The sequence below is a fragment of the Shewanella sp. Isolate8 genome, from assembly GCF_022398495.1.
GTDB classification, from domain to species: Bacteria; Pseudomonadota; Gammaproteobacteria; order Enterobacterales; family Shewanellaceae; genus Shewanella; species Shewanella aquimarina.
Map to the genome: position 1 here is coordinate 221,644 of NZ_JAKEVI010000002.1, position 23,348 is coordinate 244,991.

The 23,348-nt window shown below is 53.6% G+C and carries 12 protein-coding genes; 9 read left to right on the top strand and 3 right to left on the bottom strand.

What is annotated here, in order from left to right:
* Window positions 1-95 precede the first annotated feature (95 nt).
* The 3 genes from glnS to L1D43_RS10335 form a co-directional block, all read right to left on the bottom strand.
* A complete protein-coding gene (gene glnS, locus L1D43_RS10325) occupies window positions 96-1,766 on the bottom strand; it encodes a glutamine--tRNA ligase (RefSeq protein WP_239851391.1) in 1,671 nt (556 codons plus the stop codon).
* Window positions 1,767-1,971: 205 nt separating this feature from the next.
* Window positions 1,972-4,266: a Fe(2+) transporter permease subunit FeoB gene (feoB, locus tag L1D43_RS10330; protein ID WP_239851393.1), complete on the bottom strand. Its 2,295-nt coding sequence runs from the start codon at window positions 4,264-4,266 to the stop codon at window positions 1,972-1,974.
* Window positions 4,259-4,498 carry a FeoA family protein gene (locus tag L1D43_RS10335; protein ID WP_011866315.1) on the bottom strand — a complete coding sequence of 80 codons (240 nt, stop codon included), beginning with the start codon at window positions 4,496-4,498 and terminating at the stop codon, window positions 4,259-4,261. Before L1D43_RS10335 ends, feoB begins: the two co-directional genes overlap by 8 nt.
* Window positions 4,499-4,891: 393 nt before the next feature.
* Here L1D43_RS10335 and L1D43_RS10340 point away from each other — a divergent pair, with 393 nt between their 5' ends.
* The 9 genes from L1D43_RS10340 to L1D43_RS10380 all read left to right on the top strand — a co-directional run bounded on the left by L1D43_RS10340 (window position 4,892) and on the right by L1D43_RS10380 (window position 23,180).
* Complete coding sequence (locus L1D43_RS10340; RefSeq protein WP_239851395.1) at window positions 4,892-5,860, top strand: DmsE family decaheme c-type cytochrome; 969 nt, start codon at window positions 4,892-4,894, stop codon at window positions 5,858-5,860.
* Between the two features lie 15 nt (window positions 5,861-5,875).
* On the top strand, window positions 5,876-7,987 hold the full coding sequence (locus L1D43_RS10345; protein ID WP_239851397.1) for an MtrB/PioB family decaheme-associated outer membrane protein: 2,112 nt from the start codon (window positions 5,876-5,878) through the stop codon (window positions 7,985-7,987).
* A 37-nt stretch (window positions 7,988-8,024) separates the two neighbouring features.
* A complete protein-coding gene (locus L1D43_RS10350) occupies window positions 8,025-9,935 on the top strand; it encodes an OmcA/MtrC family decaheme c-type cytochrome (RefSeq protein WP_239851975.1) in 1,911 nt (636 codons plus the stop codon).
* Between the two features lie 75 nt (window positions 9,936-10,010).
* Complete coding sequence (locus L1D43_RS10355) at window positions 10,011-12,158, top strand: OmcA/MtrC family decaheme c-type cytochrome (RefSeq protein WP_239851977.1); 2,148 nt, start codon at window positions 10,011-10,013, stop codon at window positions 12,156-12,158.
* A 517-nt stretch (window positions 12,159-12,675) separates the two neighbouring features.
* A complete protein-coding gene (locus tag L1D43_RS10360) occupies window positions 12,676-14,982 on the top strand; it encodes a hypothetical protein (RefSeq protein WP_239851399.1) in 2,307 nt (768 codons plus the stop codon).
* A gap of 475 nt (window positions 14,983-15,457) precedes the next feature.
* Window positions 15,458-17,647 (top strand): OmcA/MtrC family decaheme c-type cytochrome, encoded by a 2,190-nt coding sequence (locus tag L1D43_RS10365; RefSeq protein ID WP_239851401.1) that lies wholly within the window; start codon window positions 15,458-15,460, stop codon window positions 17,645-17,647.
* A gap of 379 nt (window positions 17,648-18,026) precedes the next feature.
* Complete coding sequence (locus L1D43_RS10370; RefSeq protein ID WP_239851403.1) at window positions 18,027-19,997, top strand: OmcA/MtrC family decaheme c-type cytochrome; 1,971 nt, start codon at window positions 18,027-18,029, stop codon at window positions 19,995-19,997.
* 81 nt (window positions 19,998-20,078) lie between these two features.
* Window positions 20,079-21,068, top strand: a complete 990-nt coding sequence (locus tag L1D43_RS10375; protein ID WP_239851405.1) for a DmsE family decaheme c-type cytochrome — start codon at window positions 20,079-20,081, stop codon at window positions 21,066-21,068.
* A gap of 12 nt (window positions 21,069-21,080) precedes the next feature.
* Complete coding sequence (locus tag L1D43_RS10380; protein WP_239851407.1) at window positions 21,081-23,180, top strand: MtrB/PioB family decaheme-associated outer membrane protein; 2,100 nt, start codon at window positions 21,081-21,083, stop codon at window positions 23,178-23,180.
* Window positions 23,181-23,348: the final 168 nt, after the last annotated feature.

Sequence of the window (23,348 nt, forward strand, 5' to 3'; positions counted from 1 at the left end):
ATAGGAAAAATTATCAGTAGCCGGCATAGGTTAACCTGAGATACAAAAAAGGCTTTAGGAATCACCTAAAGCCTTTTTTAGTACCAAGCGTTAACTTAGTTAGAAGAATCTCTCAGAGCAACCGTCAGGTTAAACACCAGGTGTTCAGGCGATGAGTCTTTACTGTCGGCGCAGAAGTAACCTTCACGCTCGAACTGATAGGCCTTCTCGGCCTCTGCATTAACCAGGCCTGGCTCGACTAAACCATGCTTGACCACCAAGGACTCAGGATTCAGCACCTCATCGACCGTCTCTGCAGCCGCCGGATTTGGCTGATTAAAGAGTCTGTCATATAGACGGAACTCGGCTGGTACGGCACTTGTGGCCTCAACCCAGTGGATCACCCCTTTTACCTTACGGCCATCGGCAGGATTCTTACCTAGCGTCTGATCGTCATAGGTACAGTAGATGGTGGTGACATTGCCAGCCTCATCCTTGTCGCAACGCTCAGCCTTGATCACATAGGCATTACGCAGGCGCACTTCCTTGCCCTGAACAAGACGCTTGTATTTCTTGTTGGCTTCTTCACGGAAATCGTCGGCATCGATATAAAGCTCGCGACCAAACACCAGCTCACGCTGCCCCATAGACTCTATGCTTGGGTGTGCTGGCGCCGATAGCTTCTCAACTTGCCCTTCTGGGTAGTTTTCGATGACAACCTTAACCGGGTTGATCACCGCCATGGCGCGAGGTGCATGCTCGTTCAGCTCTTCACGAATACAGGCATCCAACATGCTCACTTCGACCATGTTCTCCTGCTTAGTCACGCCGATACGACGGCAGAACTCACGAATAGCGGCAGGCGTATAGCCACGACGACGCAGACCGGCAATAGTCGGCATACGTGGGTCGTCCCAGCCTGATACCAGGCCACGAACCACGAGGTCATTAAGCTTACGCTTAGACATCAGGGTGTATTCCAGATTCAGGCGTGAAAACTCATATTGACGGGTACGGTTTGGCGCCTGGAAATCATCCAGGTTATCCAGCACCCAGTCGTACAGACGACGGTTATCCTGGAACTCAAGCGTACAGAGCGAATGCGTGATATCTTCCAGCGCATCAGAGATACAGTGGGTGAAATCATACATAGGATAGATGCACCACTTGTCGCCAGTCTGGTGGTGATGGGCGAAACGGATACGATAGATCACAGGATCACGCATACACATGAAGGGGGATGCCATATCGATCTTGGCTCGCAGTGCACACTCACCCTCTTTAAATTCACCCTTACGCATCTTCTCGAATAACGCTAGGTTTTCTTCGACAGAGGTATCACGATAAGGACTGTTCTTACCAGGCTCCTTCAGGGTGCCACGGTACTCACGAGTCTGCTCACCATTGAGGAAGCAGACATAAGCTAATCCCTTCTTAACCAGTTCTACCGCGTACTGGTGCAGCTGGTCGAAATAGTTAGACGAGTAGCGGATCTCACCATCCCACTGGAAACCTAACCAATGCACGTCTGCCTGAATAGAGTTAACGTAATCGATATCCTCTTTCTCAGGGTTGGTATCATCAAAACGTAAGTTACATAGCCCCTTATAGTCCTGCGCCAAACCGAAGTTTAAACAAATCGATTTTGCGTGACCAATATGAAGATAACCGTTTGGCTCGGGCGGAAAACGTGTGTGCACTCGGGTGTGCTTACCGCTCTCTAAATCTTCATCTATGATGTTACGAATGAAGTTACTAGGACGTACTTCGGTGTCCACATGACTCATGGAAATCCTCTTTGCGAACTCTATTTCATCGGGCGCACAGCTGCCGCTCGAGACTAATGGGAGAAAACCTGCATATTCCTACAGATTTCGCTTCGTTACAACGGCCAAATCGCAAAAACTGCCATGATTTAGCGCAAAAACAGAAAAGCAGCGAATTATCGCTGCTTTTCTCGGTTTAACAAACTGTTTTACATCAAGCTTAAATCTACTCTGTCACCACGTTAATCACAGGTATGATGGTCTGAGCACGCTGACCCTTGCGCTTGAGCCACAGGTAGAAGACCACCAGCGCGACTAAGAAGAAGCCGATCCACAGCCCAGACTGCAATGGGTGCGCCGCAAATGTCATCGCCTGATAGAAGATGGTCGCGGTACCGTAAGCCAAGCCGAAGGTCCAGGTGGCCGCAAAGGTTGCCCAGCGCGGTCCAAACTCACCCACCAGGGCGCCCATGGCCGCCACACAAGGGGTATAGAGCAAGATGAACAGCAGGTAAGCAAAGGCTGCCGTCACACCGCTAAAGCCACTCTGCAGCGCACTAAAGGTTGAGGTATCTACATCCAGCTCGCTCGAGGCTGTCTCTATGCTCTCAATATCACCAACAGACATTGACAGCGGATCTTCAGGCGCGATGCCAAACAGGTTCTCAGGAATGGTCGCCAAGGCTTCACTAAAGCTCTCTGACAGCGGCGCCAGATCTTCCTCTTCACCACTTGCGGTAGAGTAGAGGCTATTGAGCGTACCTACCACGGCTTCCTTCGCGAAAATCCCCGTGATAATACCCACAGTTGCCGGCCAGTTATCTTGCTCTATGCCCATTGGTGAGAAGAGCGGAGTCACCTTCTGACTCGCCACACTGAGCACAGACTCAGAGCTGTCTTCGTGGCCGAAGCTGCCATCGACACCGATTGCGTTGATGAAGTTAAGCAGGGTGACCACGATAACGATCGTCTTACCCGCGCCTAGAATAAAGCTCTTAGTACGCTTGCCGGTTCTTGCCATCACCGCCTTGAATTTAGGCGTCTCGTAGTTAGGCAATTCCATCACCACGGCGCTGCTGCTGCCCGGAAGCAAGGTTGAACGTAGCAGTAAACCCGTTCCTATCGCGGCCAGCACACCAATGATATACAGCAGGAACACCAGGTTCTGACCCGACTCGGGGAAGAAGGCCGCCGCAAACAGAGCATAAACCGGTAAACGTGCACCACAAGACATGAAGGGCGCCATCATACCCGTCACGATGCGCTCACGCTCGCTGCCTAAGGTACGGGTTGCCATGATGGCAGGTACCGAGCAGCCAAAACCGACGATCATAGGCACAAACGCCTTGCCCGGCAGACCAATACGACGCATCAGGCCATCGACCACGAAGGCGGCGCGCGCCATATAGCCCGAGCCTTCCAGCACAGAGAGTGCCAGGAACAGAGCGGCGATAACGGGAATAAAGGTGGCAACGGTTTGGATACCCTGGCCTATACCGCCGGCAACCACAGTTACCAACCAGGCTGGAACACCGATATTGGTCATCAGGGCGCCGAGGTGATCGACAAACAGGGCACCGGCCGTGATGTCGAAGAAATCGATAAAGGCGCTACCGACGTTAATACTGAACATGAACATCAGGTACATCACAAACAGGAATACGGGTACGCCTGCTATCGGATGTAACACCAGCTTATCTAAGCGATCGCTCAGAGTGAGCTGCTCACTGTCTTTCACCGATTGATTAAACACCTGCTGCACGAAATCGAAACGTGTGGTGGCCACCATGATCTCGATATCCTTGCCGTGCGCCGCCAGGCGCTCGGAGCACTGGGACACCTCGGACAGCATCTGACCATTCTTACACTGGCCACAACCCAGGCCGTTGCCCATCATCGCCAGTGCGCGGCCTCGGCTGAGTTGGCTATCGCGCTCAAACAGCGCCTTGATGCCACCCTCAATCTCGGCGTCATAATTTAGTACCAATGGCGCCTCAGAGACCTTGCCATCTAGCAGATCTACCACCTGGGCCTGTACCTGCTTGATGTCGTTGACATCGCGAGAGCAGACGGCGATCACTGGGCAGCCTAGCTGCTGGCTCATCTTGTCGACATCGACCTCGATCCCCTGAGCCTTGGCTGCATCAATCTTATTGAGCACCACCACCATAGGAATACCAAGTTCGCGCAGCTGCACAGTCAGGTACAGGTGACGCTCGATGTTAGTAGCATCCACTAGGTTGATGATGCCATCCATCTGCGCCTCGGCCAGATACTGCTGAGCGATCTGCTCATCGAGGGAGCAGTCACAGCTGCTACCGGCAGGAAGCAGATCATAGATACCCGGCAAGTCTGTCAGCAGCACCTGGGTATCATTCAGGGTAAAGGCACCAGTCTTCTTCTCAACTGTCACCCCTGACCAGTTACCCACCTGCTGGTTGGCACCGGTTAGCGCATTAAAGAGTGTTGACTTACCCGCATTAGGATTACCAACGGTCACACAATGAAATTGTTTAGCCATGAGCCAGCTCCACCTCGATTACTTCTGCCAGATCCTTACGCATGCATAACTTACTGCCACGAATGGCCAACTCTAATCCCGAGCCCAATGGTGCACGTCGTAATAGGGTCAGAGAGGTGTTTGGGGTGATCCCCATAGATAAAAGCTTGCGTTTCACTACCGCAGGCAGGCTAATCTGGCCCACCTCGGAGATCACAGCACTATCGCCAGGCTTTAATTCGCTTAATTTCATATTGCAACTCTACCTTTTCAGGTCTCGATAAATCTGAACTACACCAGATTCTAACGGAGCAAGGCTTCCAATAACTTTATCTAGATCAATATTTATGATTGGAAACGATAATAATTTTCAATTGTATTTTATATTATGTGACAGATATCTCAATCAGTAAACGAGATTATCAAATGAGAACCATTTTCATTAGTGGCCAATTCTACGTCCCAGTCCTCGCGCCTAGCGTGATCCAGATCACATAAAGTGCTAATTCGCTCAAATACCTCATTTTTAACCGCGATTTATCGGCACAAATTTTACACATTCGTCACAAATCCCACCTATTATTTAGCTTTGGTAAATTAGTAATTCATAAAGATAACAACTAAAAACCTCACTGTGCTTGGATGGATGATGATGAAAAAGGAATCTAATTGGCAGTCAGCCCTCTGGCTAACGGCCCTACTCGCGCTAACTCCCCTCTTTAGCTTGTTCGCTCAGGCGACTCCATGGGACAAGATGCCAGCTGAAGAGGTAGAGAAGATCCTCGATAACAAATTTGCGCAGGGGCAGTACTCCCCCAAGGGCGCCGATAGCTGCCTGATGTGCCATCGCAAGAACCAAACCGTCATGGCACTATTTGACGGTGTACATGGCAATCCCCAGGTTAAAGGCTCTCCCATGGCCGACCTGCAGTGCGAAGCCTGCCACGGCCCCATGGGGAAACATAACCGCGGGGGGAAGGAACCTATGATCACCTTCGGCGCCAATTCCCCTGTTCCCGCCGAGAAGCAAAATAGTGTCTGCATGAGCTGCCACAACGATGACCAGCGCATGGCCTGGAGTGGCAATCATCACGACAACGCCGATGTCGCCTGTAGCGACTGTCATCAGGTACACACGGGTCATGACCCTATCAGCGACAAGACCCAGGAGGTCGCCGTCTGCACGACCTGTCATGCACAGCAAAAGGCCGACCTATATAAGCGCAGCAGCCACCCAATGAAGTGGCAGCAGATGGTCTGCAGCGACTGTCATAATCCCCACGGCGGTCTTGGCGAGGCCAACCTGAAGCAGATGAGCATCAACGACAACTGCTATGCCTGTCACAGCGAGAAGCGTGGGCCTAAACTGTGGGAGCATGCGCCCGTCACCGACAACTGCGCCAACTGTCATAACCCCCACGGCAGCGTCAACGAGGCGATGTTGATCGCCAAGCCCCCTCAGCTTTGTCAGCAATGCCACGCCAGCGACGGTCACGCCGCCAATCCGGTGTTTGCCAACAGCCCTAATGCCTTTAACGGCGGCCGAAGCTGCCTGAACTGCCACAACCAGGTGCATGGCTCCAACCATCCATCGGGCAAATTACTGCAACGTTAATGAGGGAGCATAGCGATGAACAGACAAGACCGCACTCAAACACGCGCTTGGCCACTCAGCCTGCTGGCCCTCTCTATTATCAGCAGCCTTGCATCGGCTCAGGGGTACGATCTGGCGTCGGCCAACCGCAGTCAGGTGAAGATGGACGCCTGGAAATGCCAGCGCTGTGAGGTCAAAGATGCAACCACAGGCGAGATAGGCGTCGGCGTCGCCTATAACGACGGCAGTGATAGCCGTTTTGGCAACACCACGGGCTCGGATACCGATGGCGCCGTGGCGAGCCTGGAGGCAGATCTAACCCACAAGAAGGCCTCTGGCTACCAGACCCAATTTAAGGCAGACCGCCTAGGCTATGACGCTGGCTCTGCTAGCTTAACGACCGGCCGCAAGGGCCAATACCAGATAGCCGCCAGCTATCGAGGTTTTGCCCACTTCGATAATAATGATGCGCTCAGCCCCTATCGGCTGAATGACAGCAGTTGGCAACTCCCCAGCCAATGGCAGAGCGCCGCCACAACCGATCAGATGAGCAGCCTAAACGATAGCCTGATGGCGAGTGAGCTTAAGATCACCCGTGACCGCTACCGTCTCGACGCCGCCTATACTGGCAGCTTCTACGAGGCTAGCCTCGGCTACCAACATGAGCAGCGTCAAGGCAATCGCCGTGCCAGCGCCAATCTGCTCACCAACAGCACCATGCTGGCGGAGCGTGTCGACGACAAGAGCGATCGCATCGAAGGCAAACTCTACTTTCGCGGCGATCAATGGCTGACCGGCATAGATGCCGAGCTAAGTCATTACAAGAACGATATCAATGCCCTGCACTGGCAATCGGCGTTCAGCCCCACCTTCGGCGCCGCCTATTATGGCCAGAGCGCTGTAGCGCCCGATAACAAGGCCTATCGCGTCGCGGCTCACAGCCAATTCTCCGCCCCGGGTCAGCAGGTGCTGATGCATCTAGGTTTTAGCCGCATGACCCAAGATCAGGCGTATCTGCCGGCCACCATCAACGGCCCTTCCCCCATGCTGCCGGCAAGTAATCTCGACGGTCAGGTAGATCTATTGGAGATGAAGCTTAAGTATCTCGGGCGTCTCACCCCAGAGCTCAGCCTCAGGGCCGGCTACGACTATCGCGATCGCGACAACAAGTCTGAGATCTTGAGTTACCCGCAGATCATTACCGACAGCTACTACAGCGGCGATAAGCTTAATCAGGCCTATGACCGAACCCGTCAACAGGCTAATCTGGGGGCCAAGTATCGCTTTACCCGCAGCCTCTATCTGGATCTGCAATACCAGTATGAGCACAACAACTACAACGCCCTCGACCGCGACAGCCTGCAGACATCAGATGTTACGGCCAAGCTCCACTATCGGCTCTCCTCCCAATGGCAAGCCTGGCTCAAGGCCGAGTTTGAGGATCGCGGCGGCAGCGAATATCTGGGCTCGAGCGTCAGCAATCGCCCCAACAACCCGCTGTTAAGGCGCAGCTATCTGGCCGATCGTGAGCGCCAGCGTTATGGCCTCTACACCAGTTTTAGCGGCGAGGCACTCAGCACCACGCTCAACCTGCATCTGATGCAGGATGACTACACAGACACCCAGATAGGCCTGACTCAGGTCGATAGCCAGGGTTATGATCTCTCCGCCAACTATGCCCTGAATGAGCAGATTAACCTGAGCGCCTTCGTCAATCAGGACTGGCGCGACAGCGATCAGGCGGGCAGTAACAACTTCGGTAGTGCCAACTGGTTTGCCACCACCAAGGATAAGGCGACCCTTATCGGTGCCGGGTTCAATTACGACGCCCTGATGGAGAACCGTCTGCGGCTCGGCCTCAACTACAGCTATAACGACGGCCAGAGTGACACAGAGATCAGCCAAGGCCTGCACAGCCCCTATGGCAGCTATTACGCCACCCGGCACAATCTCAACGCCTTCGCCGACTTTAATCTCAGCGAGAGCCTGGGGCTGCGGCTGGATTGGATCTTCGAGCAATACCAAGACGCCGACTGGGCCAACGACAAGCTGATGCCAGACAGCATCCCCAACGTCTTGACCTTCGGTGACCTCAGCCATGATTACAACGCCCACTACTTTGGAGTGACCCTGAGTTACCAGCTGTAACTCAGCCGCCCCCTATGCCAAGGAAGCGATGATGAAGATGAACAAAACTTTCCATTATGCCGCCCTGTTTGGGCTAGTTTCGTTACTCTCCGCCTGTGGCGGCGACGATGGTAAACCCGGTAATCCTGGCGAGCCCGGCGGCCCACCAGCCATGGTGATCGACTCCTTAGTGGTCAGCTTCGATCCCGTGCAGATGCAATCAGGCGTCGCCACCGTGAACTACCGTGTCACCAATCAGGATGACGAACCTGTAGTGGGGATCCCAAGCGCCACCTTTATTGCCGCTCAGCTGCTGCCCCAGGGCTACACCAATGCGGGCAACGCCTCCCAGTGGCAATACTTCACCTCAGAGAGCTGCAACGACAGCTGCCCTGGGGAGTATGTGGATCATAAGAATGGCCGCTACAGCTACACCTTTAGCGCAGGTTTCGATGGCTTAAACGATGTCGGCTATCAGGCCGGCGCCACCCAGCGCATAGTGGTTAAGCTAGGGGGCGACAGCCTGGCCGATGGCACCAGCCTGCCCGTCACCAACCAGCACTTCGACTGGCAGGCCGACAAAGACGGCGCCAGCAGCGATCCTGTCTACACCCGCAACCTGATCAAGATAGCAACCTGTAACACCTGTCATAACGACCTGGCCTTTCACCGCGGCAACTATAATCAGGTCGAGACCTGTGTGACCTGTCACAACGCCGATCGCGTCAGCAACCCAGACAACATCTTCCCGCAGATGATCCACGGTAAGCACCTGACCGGCTTCCCCGGCTCGCTGGCAAACTGCCAGACCTGTCATGCCGAAGATGAGACCCTAAGCGAGCAGATGAATTGGGCGCGGGTACCCACCATGGAGGCCTGCGGCGCCTGTCATACCTATATCGACTTCAAGAAGGGTGAAGGCCATCCGGCGCAGCTCAACAACGCCAACTGCGTCGCCTGTCACAACCCAGATTGGACAGCCAGCGTCCACAACGACGGCGGCAACGCCCAGGCATTGGCACAGTTCAAACCTGTGATCACCAAAGCCATGCGCAGCGGCGATACCGTCTCCTTCACCCTAACACTGGAAAATTCCGCGACGGGTCAGCCTTACACGGCCAGCGCCGACCAACTCGATTTCGTCTCGGATCTTCGCGTCTACGCCAACTGGGGCACCAGCTTCGACTACGCCACCCGCTCGGCGCGCTCCATACGAGTGCATGAAACCACGCCCGTCTCTGGCAGCAACGGCAGCTTCGACTATCAGATAGCCGGGCTGACCGTGCCTGCCGGTAGTGAGATGGATAAAGGCACCTTGGCGATTCAGGGCAGAGTCTGCGCCGCCAATGGCGTGCTGGGCGCCTGCAGTGATGAGGCCAACAGCGAAGTGGTGATCAAATCCAGCCATCGTTTCTTCGCCACAGACGCACTGAGCGATAGCGGCCGCCGCGTCGTGGTCAGCAACGACACCTGCGGCAGTTGCCATGGGGATCAACAGCTGAACTTCCACGGTTCCCGCAACGATCTCGAAGGCCAGTGCCAATTGTGTCACAACCCCAACATGCAGGCCGATGCCGCGGATAACCCGTCCCTCACCACGGCGGACTTCAAGCACCTTATCCACGGCATTCACAGCGGCCAACGCGCCGGTTTCGAAGGGATCAACTACCCGGGCAACATAGGTAACTGCGCCCAGTGTCACGCCGACAGAGATGGCGTGCTCTCGGTCGCCCTGCCGCTGGATCCCGGCGTGCAACCGCTGACCATCGACGATGGCAGCTACACTAGCCCGACGGCGGCTATCTGTAGCGATTGTCACAGCAGCGAGACCAACAGGAACCACATGATCCAGCAAGGCGCGGTGTTCGGCGGCACGCTGTCCGATGCCACGGCGGGCACTGAAAGCTGCACCACCTGTCACCGACAAGGGGCCGATGCCGATGTGCTCAGCGTGCATCCCATTAAATAGACCGGGCAAGGCGCCGGCTCGCTGGCGCCGATAGAACAACGCATTGAGAAATTGACTGAAATGGAAGGCACTATGATGGATATAAAGAAGAAGGTGAATCAATGGAGCCTCATCGCCCTGAGTTGCAGCGCGCTGCTACTGGGCTGTGGTAGCGATGGCAAAGACGGTGAAGATGGCCCCGACGGCGTCATAGGCGTTAGCATCGCCGACACACCAACGGTAATGGCGCAATTTACCCAGGCATCGATAGAAGATGGCCAGGTCAGCGTGACCTTTAAGCTTGAGAATGCCAACGGCGTTGCCGTACTCGGCCTGACCAAAGACTTTGATCTCAGGTTCGGTATCGCCCAGCTGGCCCAGGTCACAGAGACCATAGACGACCAGTCCTTCGACCGCGGCTACCAGTGGCAGGCCTACATCAATACTCTCAGGCAACCCGGTTCGCTGCCAGATGGTGCCGAAGGGCTTAACCCCTCGCCCCAATTTCAAGCCGGTGTCGAGGCGGCCAGCGCCTGCGAAGACTGCCTGACGGATAATCTCGATGGCAGCTACACCTACAGGTTTCAGCAAAATATTGCCAATGTCACCGAGCCTTTGGCCATCACCTACAATGGCGAAAACACCCACAGGGTCACCCTTGAGCTGAAACTGCCTCAGGTGACCACCAATGCCCACCATGACTGGCAGCCCTCATCGGGCGCGACCGAAGGGATTCAAACCCGCAATGTGGTAAGCAAGCAGACCTGTCTCAACTGTCACCAGGAGGAGAGCCTGGCCCTGCACGGCGGCCGTCGTATCGCCCTGGAAAACTGCGCCAGCTGTCATACCGCGACCTCAGGAGATCCCGAGAGCGGCAACAGCATAGAGTTTCCCTATATGATCCATGCCATCCATAAGGGCCAGGACAGAGTCACCAGCACGCCCGAAGGTTATGTGCCAGCCCCTTATAAGATAGTGGGTTATGGTGGCAGCCTACATGACTATGGCAAGGTGATGTTCCCACAGAAACCGGCGGCCAACTGCGCGGCCTGCCACAAAGAGGGTGACGATGCGCCAAGTGATGCCGCCCTGTTTAAGGCCGATAACTCCAGCGTCGCCTGCATCGGCTGTCATACCGAGAAACCATCGCAGAATCACTCAAGCACCAACTGCGTCGCCTGCCACAACGCAACAGATACCTATCCGGGAACGGGCAACGCCGAGAAGCGCCATGGCGACGTGCTTAAGGCCTACTCGCTGGCCCAGGCGATGGGCGTCAGCTTTAGCAACATAGGCCTGGATGGCGACGGCAAGCTGAAATTTGATCTTCAGGTAACCGATACCGCTGGCAACCCGGTTGCCAGCGAATTTATCGAACTGAGCACCCGCGTAGTGGTGGCCTGGGATGTGGACAAGGACTACCCCGCCTACGGTGATGCCTCTTATAGCAATCGTCGATTCAGACTGTCACAAGGCAGCTATGACGAGGCCACAAAGACCTTCACCATTGTCGCCAACACCTTCGATATGCCATCGGATGCCACAGGCAAGACCTTCGAACTCTGGTCGGCCATCGAAGTCTGTTTCAACAACGGTGGCTATGGCGTGGCCGAGGTGGTGATGACCGCCTGTAGCGAGGATACCCGTTCGGTGGCGGTTAAAGAGGCGCCCTATCGCTTCGTCTGGTCCGGCACCGGAGTCGCCGAAGATGGCCAGATCGCGATGCGCCGCGCCATCGTCGATACCAGCAAGTGTCAGACCTGCCACAATCAGGAGAATCACCATTACAACAATGGCTATAACTGTCAGACCTGCCATACCTCGGATAAGACGACTCGCGGCGATAACAGCTATCCCGGCGGCCGTAAGTCAACCAGCTTCACCTTTAAGGCCCACGAGGCCGAGGGGCACTACCTCAAGTATGCCGGCGTACAGTCGGGCACAGTACTTAAGACCGACTGCCTCACCTGCCATAGGCAAGACGGCTTTACCCTTGGCCGAGCCTCTGACCGTGTCTGGCGCTATGGTGATACCACCACGGGGGCCGACATCTGGGTCTCATCCGATGCAGGCGCCTGCCTGAGCTGTCACCAGAAGTACCTGAAAGACTCAGGCTCGGCCCATATTCAGGCCAACGGCGGCATTCTGGATGGTATGGACGCGGCAGATGTACGCACACGGGCGGCAGAGACCTGCGCCACCTGTCATACGCCGGCTCAGCTGTTAGGCATTCATCAGCCCTAACCTGGCTCAGTTGAGCAGCCAACCAGTGACTCCCAAAGTGGAGCGCTAATAAAAAGGAGGCCCAGGCCTCCTTTTTTATCGCGGTAACGTCATTTCACCGTTAGATTCACATTCGGCTAACTTCCCCCGTACATACAAGGGGAGCTAACAGGCGAAATTGTGTACTTCTCCAGCATCGACACTTGCGTTAGATCAAAGCTGAGATAAAAAAACTTAGCCGCCTTAAGCTTTATTTAAGAAATAAAGCATTTTTACGCCCCCCTTTTAAAACCCACACCAGGATTGAGCGTTAACCAATTGAAAATAATGTTATTTAACAAGTTTATCAATTTACTCCAGGCTTAATGGATCCGCTTCACGTTTGCGCCAAACGAGCCAATGCGCCTACCCCCTTTTGAATAAGATGACGATTAAGGTGTCGCCAAGTCATTGAGGCAATAGCAATAACGAAGCCCACCTTATTCATACCAAAAAAGAAAAATTGAGATCACTCTCATTCTCATGCAGGGGAAAAATGATGAAACGGTATTCAATCAGTACCGCAGTCAAAGCAGCATTCGGTGTCGGAGCCTTGTCTCTGGCACTGGTCGGCTGTAATGGCAGCGATGGAAAAGATGGTGAAGATGGCAAGCCTGGTGAAATCGCAGTCGATATCAACAGTGCAACTGAGGTCCAAACCAAGATAGAAAGCGCCAGCTATGACGAGGCGGCGAAAACATTAAGCTTCGAGTTTAGCCTGACCAATCCTAATGGCGTCGCCGTCACCGGATTAGCGGCGCTCACCGACCCACTACGCATCGCCTTCGGTCGTATGGGCACACGTAGCGAGGCCTTCACGCCCTACACCCTAGAAGATGGCACTCAGGTCACTAATCGCGCCGATGGCGACGAGGAGATCTGGCTCTCATACCGCAACGCCAGCAAAAATGGCGTACCTATGACAGGCACCAACAACTGGCGCCCTAATCGTGACTGCCCTGAAGGCGAAACCTGCCTTGCCTACCTGGGTGAAGGCCGTTACAAGGTGACGGCGCCAGAGATCATCGACACCAATGGCCTGGATTACGACTATGACGCCAATCAGATCAATGGCATCTATCTGATCACCTATGGCGTGGGTCAAAACAAGCTTAAGAATGTCGAAGCCTACTACTGGGATCCTTTGACACAGCAGTCGGTGGCCTCGCCTAAGAAGGTGTTAGAGATGGACACCTGTACCAACTGTCACGTGGGTCAGGATCATATCCGTCACGGCAATTATGGTAACACCGCCGATGGTTGTGGTTTCTGTCACACCGACTACACCCTATACAGCGGCTCGGGCATCGATGGTGAAGGCAATACCGTCGAGTTCCACTTCGACGGCTCCATCAAAGGGCTGGTTCATGGAGTGCATACAGGTATCACCGAAAAGGATCGCCGCGAACTGGCGAAATTCAACTCGGTTATCGCCAACGCCAACAACCCAGCCTTTACCCATGAATTTGATGGCGCCGCGCTCGATAGCGAAGGCAAGCCAAAAGCCGAGCTTAACTTCCCAGCATCGACTGCCAACTGTCAGAGCTGTCACGTGAGCTATACCACCACAGAAGAGATGCTACCCGAAGGCCTGACGCCCCATTCGCTGGCCTGGTTTGGCGATAAAGATGTGACCAGCTGTCAAAGCTGTCACGGCGAATATCATAAAGGCAGCAGCCTAGTCACACCGGGTGAAGATGGCGCGACACTGGTGGGCTGTGTCACCTGTCACACCAGCCAGGACGGTAACACCCGCGGCGGCGCCTTCCGCCACTTCGCAGGCCATGAGCAACAAAGCTATGAAGCGGCATCACAGGCGGGTACTCTAATTGACGCTAGCTACAGTCAAATCAACTGGGATGAGGCTTCAAACACTTTAAGCTTTACCATGCACTTAACAAAGGGCAAAGAGATTGTATCAGGTGACTATACTACTGACATGCGTCTTTATGTGAACGCCGTTAACGCGACTAAACCTGATGCTTTCCTCGCCGGACGTACTAGTGGTTCTGTCACCCCCAATGCTGACGGTAGCTATAGCGTAATAGTCGATGGTTCAACGCCCGCTTATGGCCTGCCTTCACTGGCAGAGGTTATTGCTAATGGGGCCGATCTGGCGATCACATCGAGTTTCAAGACTTGTTTCACCAATAAAACTTCAGACCTACTAGCCTTAGTTGATGGCGCTTGCCCATTAGATAGTCGTGGTAGAGAAAATGTCCTAAGCCCAAATGCAGCTAAAACTGTGTTCGTTAAGCTTGACGGAACCCCAGGCGCGGTGCGTGCCAGCGCCGTTGACTATGACAACTGCGCAAGCTGTCACAACAACGACATGGTGGCAAAAGGCAATAGAGATACAGGACAAGGTGAATCACACTACCGTAACGCCGACGTACACACCTGTGCCCAGTGTCACGAAGCCGGCGACTATAACAGCCTGATCGTGCGCGTTCACGGTACCTTCGGTAAGGCCCATGGCCGCGCCGATGTGCATCAGCTGGTGAGCAGTGCCAACTGCTCTGCCTGTCACAGCGATCTCGACTTCGGTTTAGAGAATGCTCGTTCTACGCCAATGCGCTGGAACAAGGGTGACGCCAGCTACGCCAGCCCTCAGGCGGGCGTGTGTGCCTCATGCCACGTCTCATCAAGCTATGAGATCGGCGGTGGCAAAGACGCGGCCAAGTCTCACATCGAGAGCATGGGCGGTGTCGTCGCAGGCAGCTATGAAGCGGCCATGTTAAACAGCGAATCCTGCCTCACCTGCCACAGCGCAGAGAAGGTTGCCGAACTGCACAAGCAAGACTAGAACAAACATCACTGTTTTAGCGACTCATGTAAAATAACCCGAGAGTGTCAGGCCTGCCCTGGCACTCTTTTTCTATCCGGCGGCGCCTGTTGCGCCTACCGACATAGCTTAAAAACCCACCAACCAAGCCTGCCTAAACACACTAACATCTACCCCCTAAAGCGTCCCACTTTCGGTAACAGGAAATCAACAAGCTGCTATTTAACTGGCTGACTTTCTTATATGAAAATGAAAATTTCACCAAAAATGCATTTTTTTACCTACCTCTAAAGAAATAGTCAGATCTCAATCACATAAGCAGACTGAAACACCTGCTAAAAAGTTGCCATTTCGATAGCCTTAGAGGTGGAAACTAATTCCACACATTAAGCGAGTGTTTTCAATAGGCGAAACAAATACTGTTCTCAATTTCGGTGCTTGTTTTTATTGATGAACAATCAATTAATGATGATTAAAACTATTGCAGGGAATAATCATGATGAAAAAGTTCAATGTTAATGCAGCGACAAAAGCTGTATTAGGTGCAGGGCTTCTCTCACTCGTCTTATCCGGTTGCGGCAGCGACGGTAAAGATGGTGAAGATGGCAAGCCAGGCCCCGTTGGTAACCCCATTGGCGAGGTCTCACACCTAAAATCAAATATCCAATCAGCCAGCGTAGATGATGCGGGTATCCTAACCATCAACTTCAACCTGACCGACGCCAACGGCGTTGCCGTATTCGGCCTTGGCTATGCCGACATCGGTGCCGTCTCCTTTGGTCGTGTCGGTAACGAAGATGAAGTTGGCAGCACAGATCTCGAGGGTAACCCACGTGACATCTGGTTAAGCTACTTTAATAAAGACAAAGGCGATGACCATTACACAGGCTCCTCTTATTTCAAAGGAAAGGATTGTGAGACTTGCTTAACCGACAATGGTGACGGCAGCTACACCCTAGTCCTCGATAAGCCTATCGATACCTTAGGTAAGTACGACTACAAGGCAGACGTCACCAACGGTATCTACCTTGGCGTGAAGGCGAGCAATAATGCCGGTTCGACCATGGTCGACAACAGCTTCTTCTATTGGCAGCCAAGCTCTGACACGGTTCAGGAAAAGCCTAAGGCACTGATTGCCAATGATACTTGTCAAAGCTGTCACCGTCCTGGCCAAGATGGCGCCCTCGCCATGCATGGCGGTAAGCATGTCACCCTCGAATCTTGTACCTTCTGTCATACCGACTACAACTCGTACATGAAAGACGAGAAGGATGAAGATGGCAAGGTGGTTCGTACCTATGAGTTTGACGGCTCAATCAAAGGTATGGCACACGCTATCCATAGCCACTCAACTTACAATGGTATCTACCCACAAAGCGCGGGTAATTGCCAAACCTGTCACCAGGCAGATGAAAGCCTGACCATGGCCGATGTCTGGAAGGCTGACTTGGATACGGCAACCTGTATGAACTGTCACAACAGCCCATACGCGGTACCAAGCTGGCACTGGGATAGCGAAAACAACCAGATCGCCGAAAGCAAGCAAAACTGTGTGAGCTGTCATAACGATCCAAATGGCGGTGTACGTGGCGCCGAGTCTGGCCACTACCTGAAAAATGACAATGCACAGTCAGCTGCCGCAAAAGTCACTTTCAACAGCATGAGCTATGACGCCGACACTAAGACAGTAACGGCCAACATGACGGTTAGTCTGGGCGACACTAAGGTAACTCTGGCACAGATCGATCCGACTCCGTATAAGTACGGTGGCTTCACCAGTGCGATAGTGTTCAACGGCGTTGTCGACGATGACTTCCTGGTGAACTACCAGAAGGTGGGTTACGATAACTTCACCGCCGGTGAAGATGGCTCAATCAATGTCACCATCGCAGATGGCGACTTTAAAGTTGCGCAAATCATGGAAACGGCAGATGTCACTGTTGCACTAAGCAGCCAACTACACATCTGTTTCGACGGTAAAGGCGCTATAAAAGACTGCGATATTACATTAGTTGATGAAAACGGTGATCCTCTTGAGGTCTCTAACTCAGGCCCATACGTACCTTCTGACACAGCCTACTTTGCGCTTGATGGTACTAAAGTTGATAAGTCTCCACGCGTACAACACGCCGAAATGGCCGCTTGTCAGCAGTGTCACACAACCGCAATCAAGCACCGTTTCAGTAATGATATGGATGGCTGTGCGAGCTGCCACAACGGTACCCGTGACAAGAAAGGCACAGGTTCCTCAAACCTAGCCTACATTGTCCACAGCAAGCACTATGTGTACGATTCTGAAGGCGGCTTGTTCTTCAAGAAGACTGAGTGTCAGGCCTGCCACGGTGACAAGGGATTCTCACTCTCTAAGATAGATCCAACCGCCGCACCAGTGGCCTTCGGCACAACCGATGGACAACGTCTGAGCGACACTAACGAGCAGCTAGTGGTATCACCACAAGCCGCAGCCTGTGTCAGCTGTCACCAGGCACCTTATGGTCTGAGCGAAGCAACTGCTGCGCACATTCAGACTAACGGTGGTCTGCTCAAGCAAGAAGGCGCTCCGCTCACCACCCTAGGTGTACCGGCAAGCGACTATGACAGCCTCAACCCGGCAGAGACCTGCTCGACTTGTCACAAAGACAGCCAGATCCTGGAAGCTCACGCTAACTGGGGCAGCAGTCACTAGTGACTAATGACTAGGGCTTCACCCTGACCACTTATCGGGGTGAAATCTAATACCCAAAGGGAGGCATTGCCTCCCTTTGTCTTATCTATAGAACAGCGATTACTAAAATAAGAACAAAAATCGCAAAACTGTTTCATTTTGCAACATTTTTTCCCACATTCAGCAGCGTTCCGCCCCCACTTTCATACCCCTTTAGAAATAGAAAGATCTGGGTCACACATTAGACTCAGTCTGGCAGATTTTAGCCGCCTGTTACGTTAGCATTTCCTTGGGGATTTCTATTTCCAGCATTGACTTAGGTCGCACAACTTATAACTGAGAATCGGCACATTCGATGGGCCATGCACTTAAGACGATGCCAAACCTATGCAGGGAAAAAATGATGAACGTACAAAATAATAAATTTAAGCTGCTTCTCGCAGCAGGTGCCGTCTCCATGGCTCTCACAGGTTGTGGTGGCAGCGACGGTAAAGACGGCAATCCGGGCAACCCCGGCGGCCCAGCGGCCGACGCCATCGAAGTACTTCACCTGGATGTCACCAAGGTGGAATACGACAACGGTACACCGACTATCACAGTCTTTGCGACCAACGAGGATGATCTTCCCGTGATCGGTCTGAAAGATCTGGAAGTGAAGAAAGTGGTTCAGCTGCTACCTCAGGGTGCAACCGGTGCCGGTAATGCCGCCGAGTGGCAATACATCGGTTCTCAGAAAGCCTTCACCGATCACAAAGATGGTAACTACAGCTTCACCATCGAAGTGGAAGGTTACAATCCTGAGCTAACTCAGCGATACAACATCATCGCCAAGGCCTCTACGCTGCTTGACGGCGTCACACTAGTGCCGCAAACCGAGATCGCCGAAGACTTCTCTGGCGAAGGTTATGCGCCGCTTTACACCAAGGACGTGGTCTCAACCGCCAGCTGTAACAGCTGTCACGCCGAAGGTCAGAAGATCTACCACGGCTACACCAACGTTGAGACTTGTGTCTCTTGTCACACCCAAGAGCTGGCAGATAGCAAAGGTAAGCCACAAGTTGCCTTCAACCATCTGATCCACAACGTCCATAACGACGCTAAGATGTATGGCCGCGAAATGGACAAGAGCGCCGAGACGGCACACCACATAGTTCAAGACAACTGTCAGACCTGTCACGTTCAGTCTGACGAACTCACCGAATGGGGCAACTGGTCACGCGTTCCAACCATGGAAACCTGTACCAGCTGTCACGTCAACATAGACTTCGAAGCGGGTAAGGGCCATTCACAGCAAAACGACAACAGCAACTGTGTTGCCTGTCATAACGCGACCTGGACCGCCGAGCTACACAGCCAGGCCAGCAATGATAAGAAAGCCCTTATCGATCAGTACGGCCTCAATGTTGAGTCGACTATCGATGCCGACACCCAGGCTGCCACCATCAGCGTTCAGGTGGTCGATGCCAGTGGCGCCGCCGTGGATCTTGCCACACTGCAGCCAATGATCCAGCGTATCGAGATCGTGACTAACGTAGGTCCGAACAACGTGACCCTAGGTTATCGTGGCAAAGACTCAATCAATGCCATCAAGAATGGCGTGCTCGACGCAGCCGCTAAGATTGAAGAAGGCAAGCTGGTTTACACCACAAGCAAAGATCTTCAACTGGGTGCTGAGGATGCAGACAACGAAACTGCCTTCACCTTCGTTGGCTGGGCTATGTGCTCAGACAAGGGTGAGTTCGTTAACTGCGACGATCCAGACTTCGACGGTAGCGACACCGACAAGTACACTGGCATGAAAGCCGACCTTGCCTTCGCAACCTTATCAGGCAAGGCGCCAAGCATGCGTCACGTCGACTCAGTGAACTTCACCGCCTGTGCCTCTTGTCACACCACAGAGTTTGAAGTGCACAAGGGTAGTCACCACGCTGGTTTCGTCCTGTCTGAGCAACTCTCTCACACCAAAGATGCCAACGACATGCCTATCATAGGTGTCGATGCTTGTGTGGCTTGTCACACGCCTGACGGCACATACGCTGGCGGCGCGAACAAGGGTGCACTAGAGATGAAACTGCACGTGGTACACGGCGAGCAAGGCATCATCAAAGACTGTGCCCAGTGTCACAACGACTTCAACCTGGATGCCTTCAAGGCTAAAGGTGCCCTGGCAACGGCTGGCGGCCAATACAGCACGCCTATCGCCGCGACATGTACTTCTTGTCACACCAGCGATAGCGTCAAGGCCCACGTCGAGAGCCAAGGTGCCATCATCAATGGCGCTAAAGATGTCGCTAACGACGCGGCGCAGCTAGAAACCTGTTTCTACTGCCACGCACCCGTTATCGAAGATCACACTGCGGTGAAGATGTAATTTGCGCATCTCAAATTGAAAACCGGGGGAGTCTCCTCCCCCACTTTTCACTACTCATTTGTGCAAATTAGGATGCCTATTATGAAAATCACAAATCAATTCAAAAGCCTGATTCCGGCGGTGATGGCAGCGGCCCTGCTGTCGCTGGGCATAAGCCAGGGCGCGGTTGCGTCCAAGTGGGATGCCAACATGACCCCGGACGAGGTGGAAGCCACCCTGGACAAGAAGTTTGCCGAAGGCCAATACTCGCCTAAAGGCGCCGACTCTTGCCTCATGTGTCACGGCAAGTCTGAAAAGGTCATGGACCTGTTTAAGGGCGTACACGGCGCTGCAGACTCCAGCAAAAGCCCGATGGCCGGCCTACAATGTGAAGCCTGCCACGGCCCTATGGGTAAGCATAACCGCGGCGGTAAAGAGCCGATGATCGCCTTCGGTCCCGACTCTAGCCTGTCTGCCGAGAAGCAAAACAGCGTCTGTATGAGCTGTCACAAAGATGACAAGCGTATAGCCTGGAATGGTGGTCACCATGACAACGCCGATGTGGCCTGTGCCTCTTGTCACTCTGTGCACACAGATAAAGATCCAGTGCTCTCTAAGAACACCGAGATGGAAGTCTGTACCAGCTGTCACACCAAGCAAAAAGCCGACATGAACAAGCGCTCTTCTCACCCAATGAAGTGGGCGCAGATGGTCTGTAGCGATTGCCACAATCCACACGGTACCCTGTCGGACTCGGACCTGGTCAAGCCCAGCGTTAACGATACCTGCTATTCGTGCCACGCAGAAAAACGCGGCCCAAAGCTATGGGAACATGCTCCCGTTACTGAAAACTGCGTCACCTGCCACAACCCGCACGGCAGTGTTAATGAGGGCATGTTGAAGACCCGCGCCCCACAACTTTGTCAGCAGTGCCACGCTAGTGATGGCCATGCCAGCAATGCTTACCTGGGCAACACTGACCAAGGTTCAACCGTGGGTGGCAATGCCTTTACCGGTGGCCGCAGCTGCCTGAACTGTCATAACCAGATCCATGGTTCTAACCATCCATCTGGCAAATTGTTCCAGCGCTAAGGAGACGAGAAGATGAAATTCAAACTCAATGTAGTCACCCTCGCCCTTATCGCTAATGTCGGCATCGCGATTCCCGGCATGGCAATGGCCGAAGGCTATGGCATTCAAAACGCCAACACGGAAAAGGTGAAGTTCGACAAGTGGGCCTGTAAGCGCTGTAAGATTGAGACCGGCGTCAACGGCACCGTTGGTATCGGCGTTGGGTACAACGACAGCGACGACATCCGCTCGGCCAACGCCTTTGCCGCCGAAAATGAATTTGTCGGTAAGGTCGACGCCGATGTGAGCTACATCAGCGAATCGGGCTACCGTGCCAGCATAGAGGCGCAAAACCTCGGCATGGAAAACGGCCGCCTAGATCTCGAGTCCGGCAAGGTGGGACAGCACAAGCTAAGCCTCAACTACCGTCAGATAGCCACCTACAAGACAGACAAGGCGATGAGCCCTTATCAGGGCGTGGGCGGGGATAACCTGACGCTGCCCGACAACTGGCAAACCGCAGGGTCAAGCCAGGAGATGAGCGAGCTTTACAGCAGCCTCAACCCACTGGAGCTGTCGCTCAAGCGCAAGCGCGCTGGCATCGGCTTCGAGTATCAGGGCGAAGAGCTGTGGAGCACCTACGTCAACTACCAGCGTGAAGACAAGACCGGCCTCAAGCAGGCATCGGGCAGTTTCTTCAATCAGTCTATGATGCTGGCAGAGCCTGTGGACTACACCACAGACACGGTTGAGGCAGGCATCAAGCTCAAGGGCGACAACTGGTTTACCGCCCTGGCCTACTCAGGCTCGAGCTTTAAGAATGAGTACAGCCAGCTCACCTTCGACAACGCCTTCAATCCAACCTTCGGCGCCCAGACTCAGGGCACCATGGCCTTAGACCCAGACAACGAGGCACACACAGTCTCGCTGATGGGCCAATACACGGCAGGCAGCACCATCATGAGCGGCCGCGTGCATTATGGCCAGATGAGCCAGGATCAGGCGCTGGTGACCTCAGGTTATGTTTACACCACGCCGGTCGAGGCCGTGGATGCCAAGGTCGACATGAAGGGCGCTAACCTTAAGGTCGTGTCTCGACTCAACCGCACGGTTCGCCTTAACGCCAGCTATGACTATAGCGACCGCGATAACAAGACCAATGTGGACGAGTGGACCCAGATCAGCATCAACTCCACCACAGGCAAGGTCGCCTACAACACCCCTTATGACTTCACGTCACAGCGGGCTAAAGTGGGCGCAGACTTCCGCCTGAGCCGAGGCATGAAGCTGGATGCAGGTTACGACTTCCGCCGCGACGAGCGTAGCTATCAAGACCGCGAAACCACAGATGAAAACACGCTATGGGCCAAGTTCCACATGAGCGCGTTTGACAACTGGGATATGTGGATCAAGGGTAGCTATGGCGAGCGCGATGGCTCTACGTACCAGGCCTCCGAGTGGACCTCAAGCGAGTCAAACAGCCTGCTGCGCAAGTACAATCTGGCGGATCGTAAGCGCACCATGGTCGAGGCACGTATCAGCCACACGCCAATCGATGCACTGACTATCGACTTCGGCGGCCGTTATGCCCTGGACGACTACAACGAGACCCAAATCGGTCTGACCGAGTCGAAAGATGTCAGCTATGACATCAACGCCAGCTACCTGATCAACGACGACATGATGGTGAATGCCTTCTACAATCGTCAAAACATCGACTCAGAGCAGGCAGGCAGCACCAACTTCGGCGCGCCTAACTGGTATGGTCTGGTAGAAGATCAGGTCGATGTGATCGGTGCCGGGTTTAGCTACAACAATCTGTTAGAGAAGAAACTGCGCCTGGGCGTGGACTACACCTACTCAGATTCAAGCAGCAACACCCAGGTACAGCAGGGTCTCACCGGCGACTATGGTGATTACTACGCCAAGGTCCATAACATCAATGTCTACGGCCAATATCAGGCCAGCAACAAGATGGCACTGCGTCTTGACTACAAGATGGAAAAATATGAGGACAATGACCCAGGTAACAGCATAAACCCAGACGGGATCTGGAACGTGGTCGGCTTTGGTTACAACAGCCATGACTACAATGCCCACCTGATCATGCTGAGCATGAGCTACAAGCTCTAGTCGGGAATAGCCCAGCTAAAAACCCGCGCCTGTCGCGGGTTTTTTTATGCTTCATGGTTATACCAATCGTAATAAATAATTGATCATGCTAGCTTGTTAAAACGCTCGCCAACTGCATTAGTATTTTCAATTTTAGAATAACAACTTAGCTAAAAATTCTGCTTTATC

Bases quoted from the DNA above. Each gene is read 5' to 3' on its own strand.
- L1D43_RS10355 (WP_239851977.1), top strand. From the start codon at position 10,011: ATGGATATAAAGAAGAAGGTGAATCAATGGAGCCTCATCGCCCTGAGT.
- L1D43_RS10370 (WP_239851403.1), top strand. From the start codon at position 18,027: ATGATGAACGTACAAAATAATAAATTTAAGCTGCTTCTCGCAGCAGGT.
- L1D43_RS10375 (WP_239851405.1), top strand. From the start codon at position 20,079: ATGAAAATCACAAATCAATTCAAAAGCCTGATTCCGGCGGTGATGGCA.
- L1D43_RS10345 (WP_239851397.1), top strand. From the start codon at position 5,876: ATGAACAGACAAGACCGCACTCAAACACGCGCTTGGCCACTCAGCCTG.
- feoB (WP_239851393.1), bottom strand. From the start codon at position 4,266: ATGGCTAAACAATTTCATTGTGTGACCGTTGGTAATCCTAATGCGGGT.
- L1D43_RS10365 (WP_239851401.1), top strand. From the start codon at position 15,458: ATGATGAAAAAGTTCAATGTTAATGCAGCGACAAAAGCTGTATTAGGT.
- glnS (WP_239851391.1), bottom strand. From the start codon at position 1,766: ATGAGTCATGTGGACACCGAAGTACGTCCTAGTAACTTCATTCGTAAC.
- L1D43_RS10380 (WP_239851407.1), top strand. From the start codon at position 21,081: ATGAAATTCAAACTCAATGTAGTCACCCTCGCCCTTATCGCTAATGTC.
- L1D43_RS10360 (WP_239851399.1), top strand. From the start codon at position 12,676: ATGAAACGGTATTCAATCAGTACCGCAGTCAAAGCAGCATTCGGTGTC.
- L1D43_RS10350 (WP_239851975.1), top strand. From the start codon at position 8,025: ATGAACAAAACTTTCCATTATGCCGCCCTGTTTGGGCTAGTTTCGTTA.
- L1D43_RS10340 (WP_239851395.1), top strand. From the start codon at position 4,892: ATGATGATGAAAAAGGAATCTAATTGGCAGTCAGCCCTCTGGCTAACG.
- L1D43_RS10335 (WP_011866315.1), bottom strand. From the start codon at position 4,498: ATGAAATTAAGCGAATTAAAGCCTGGCGATAGTGCTGTGATCTCCGAG.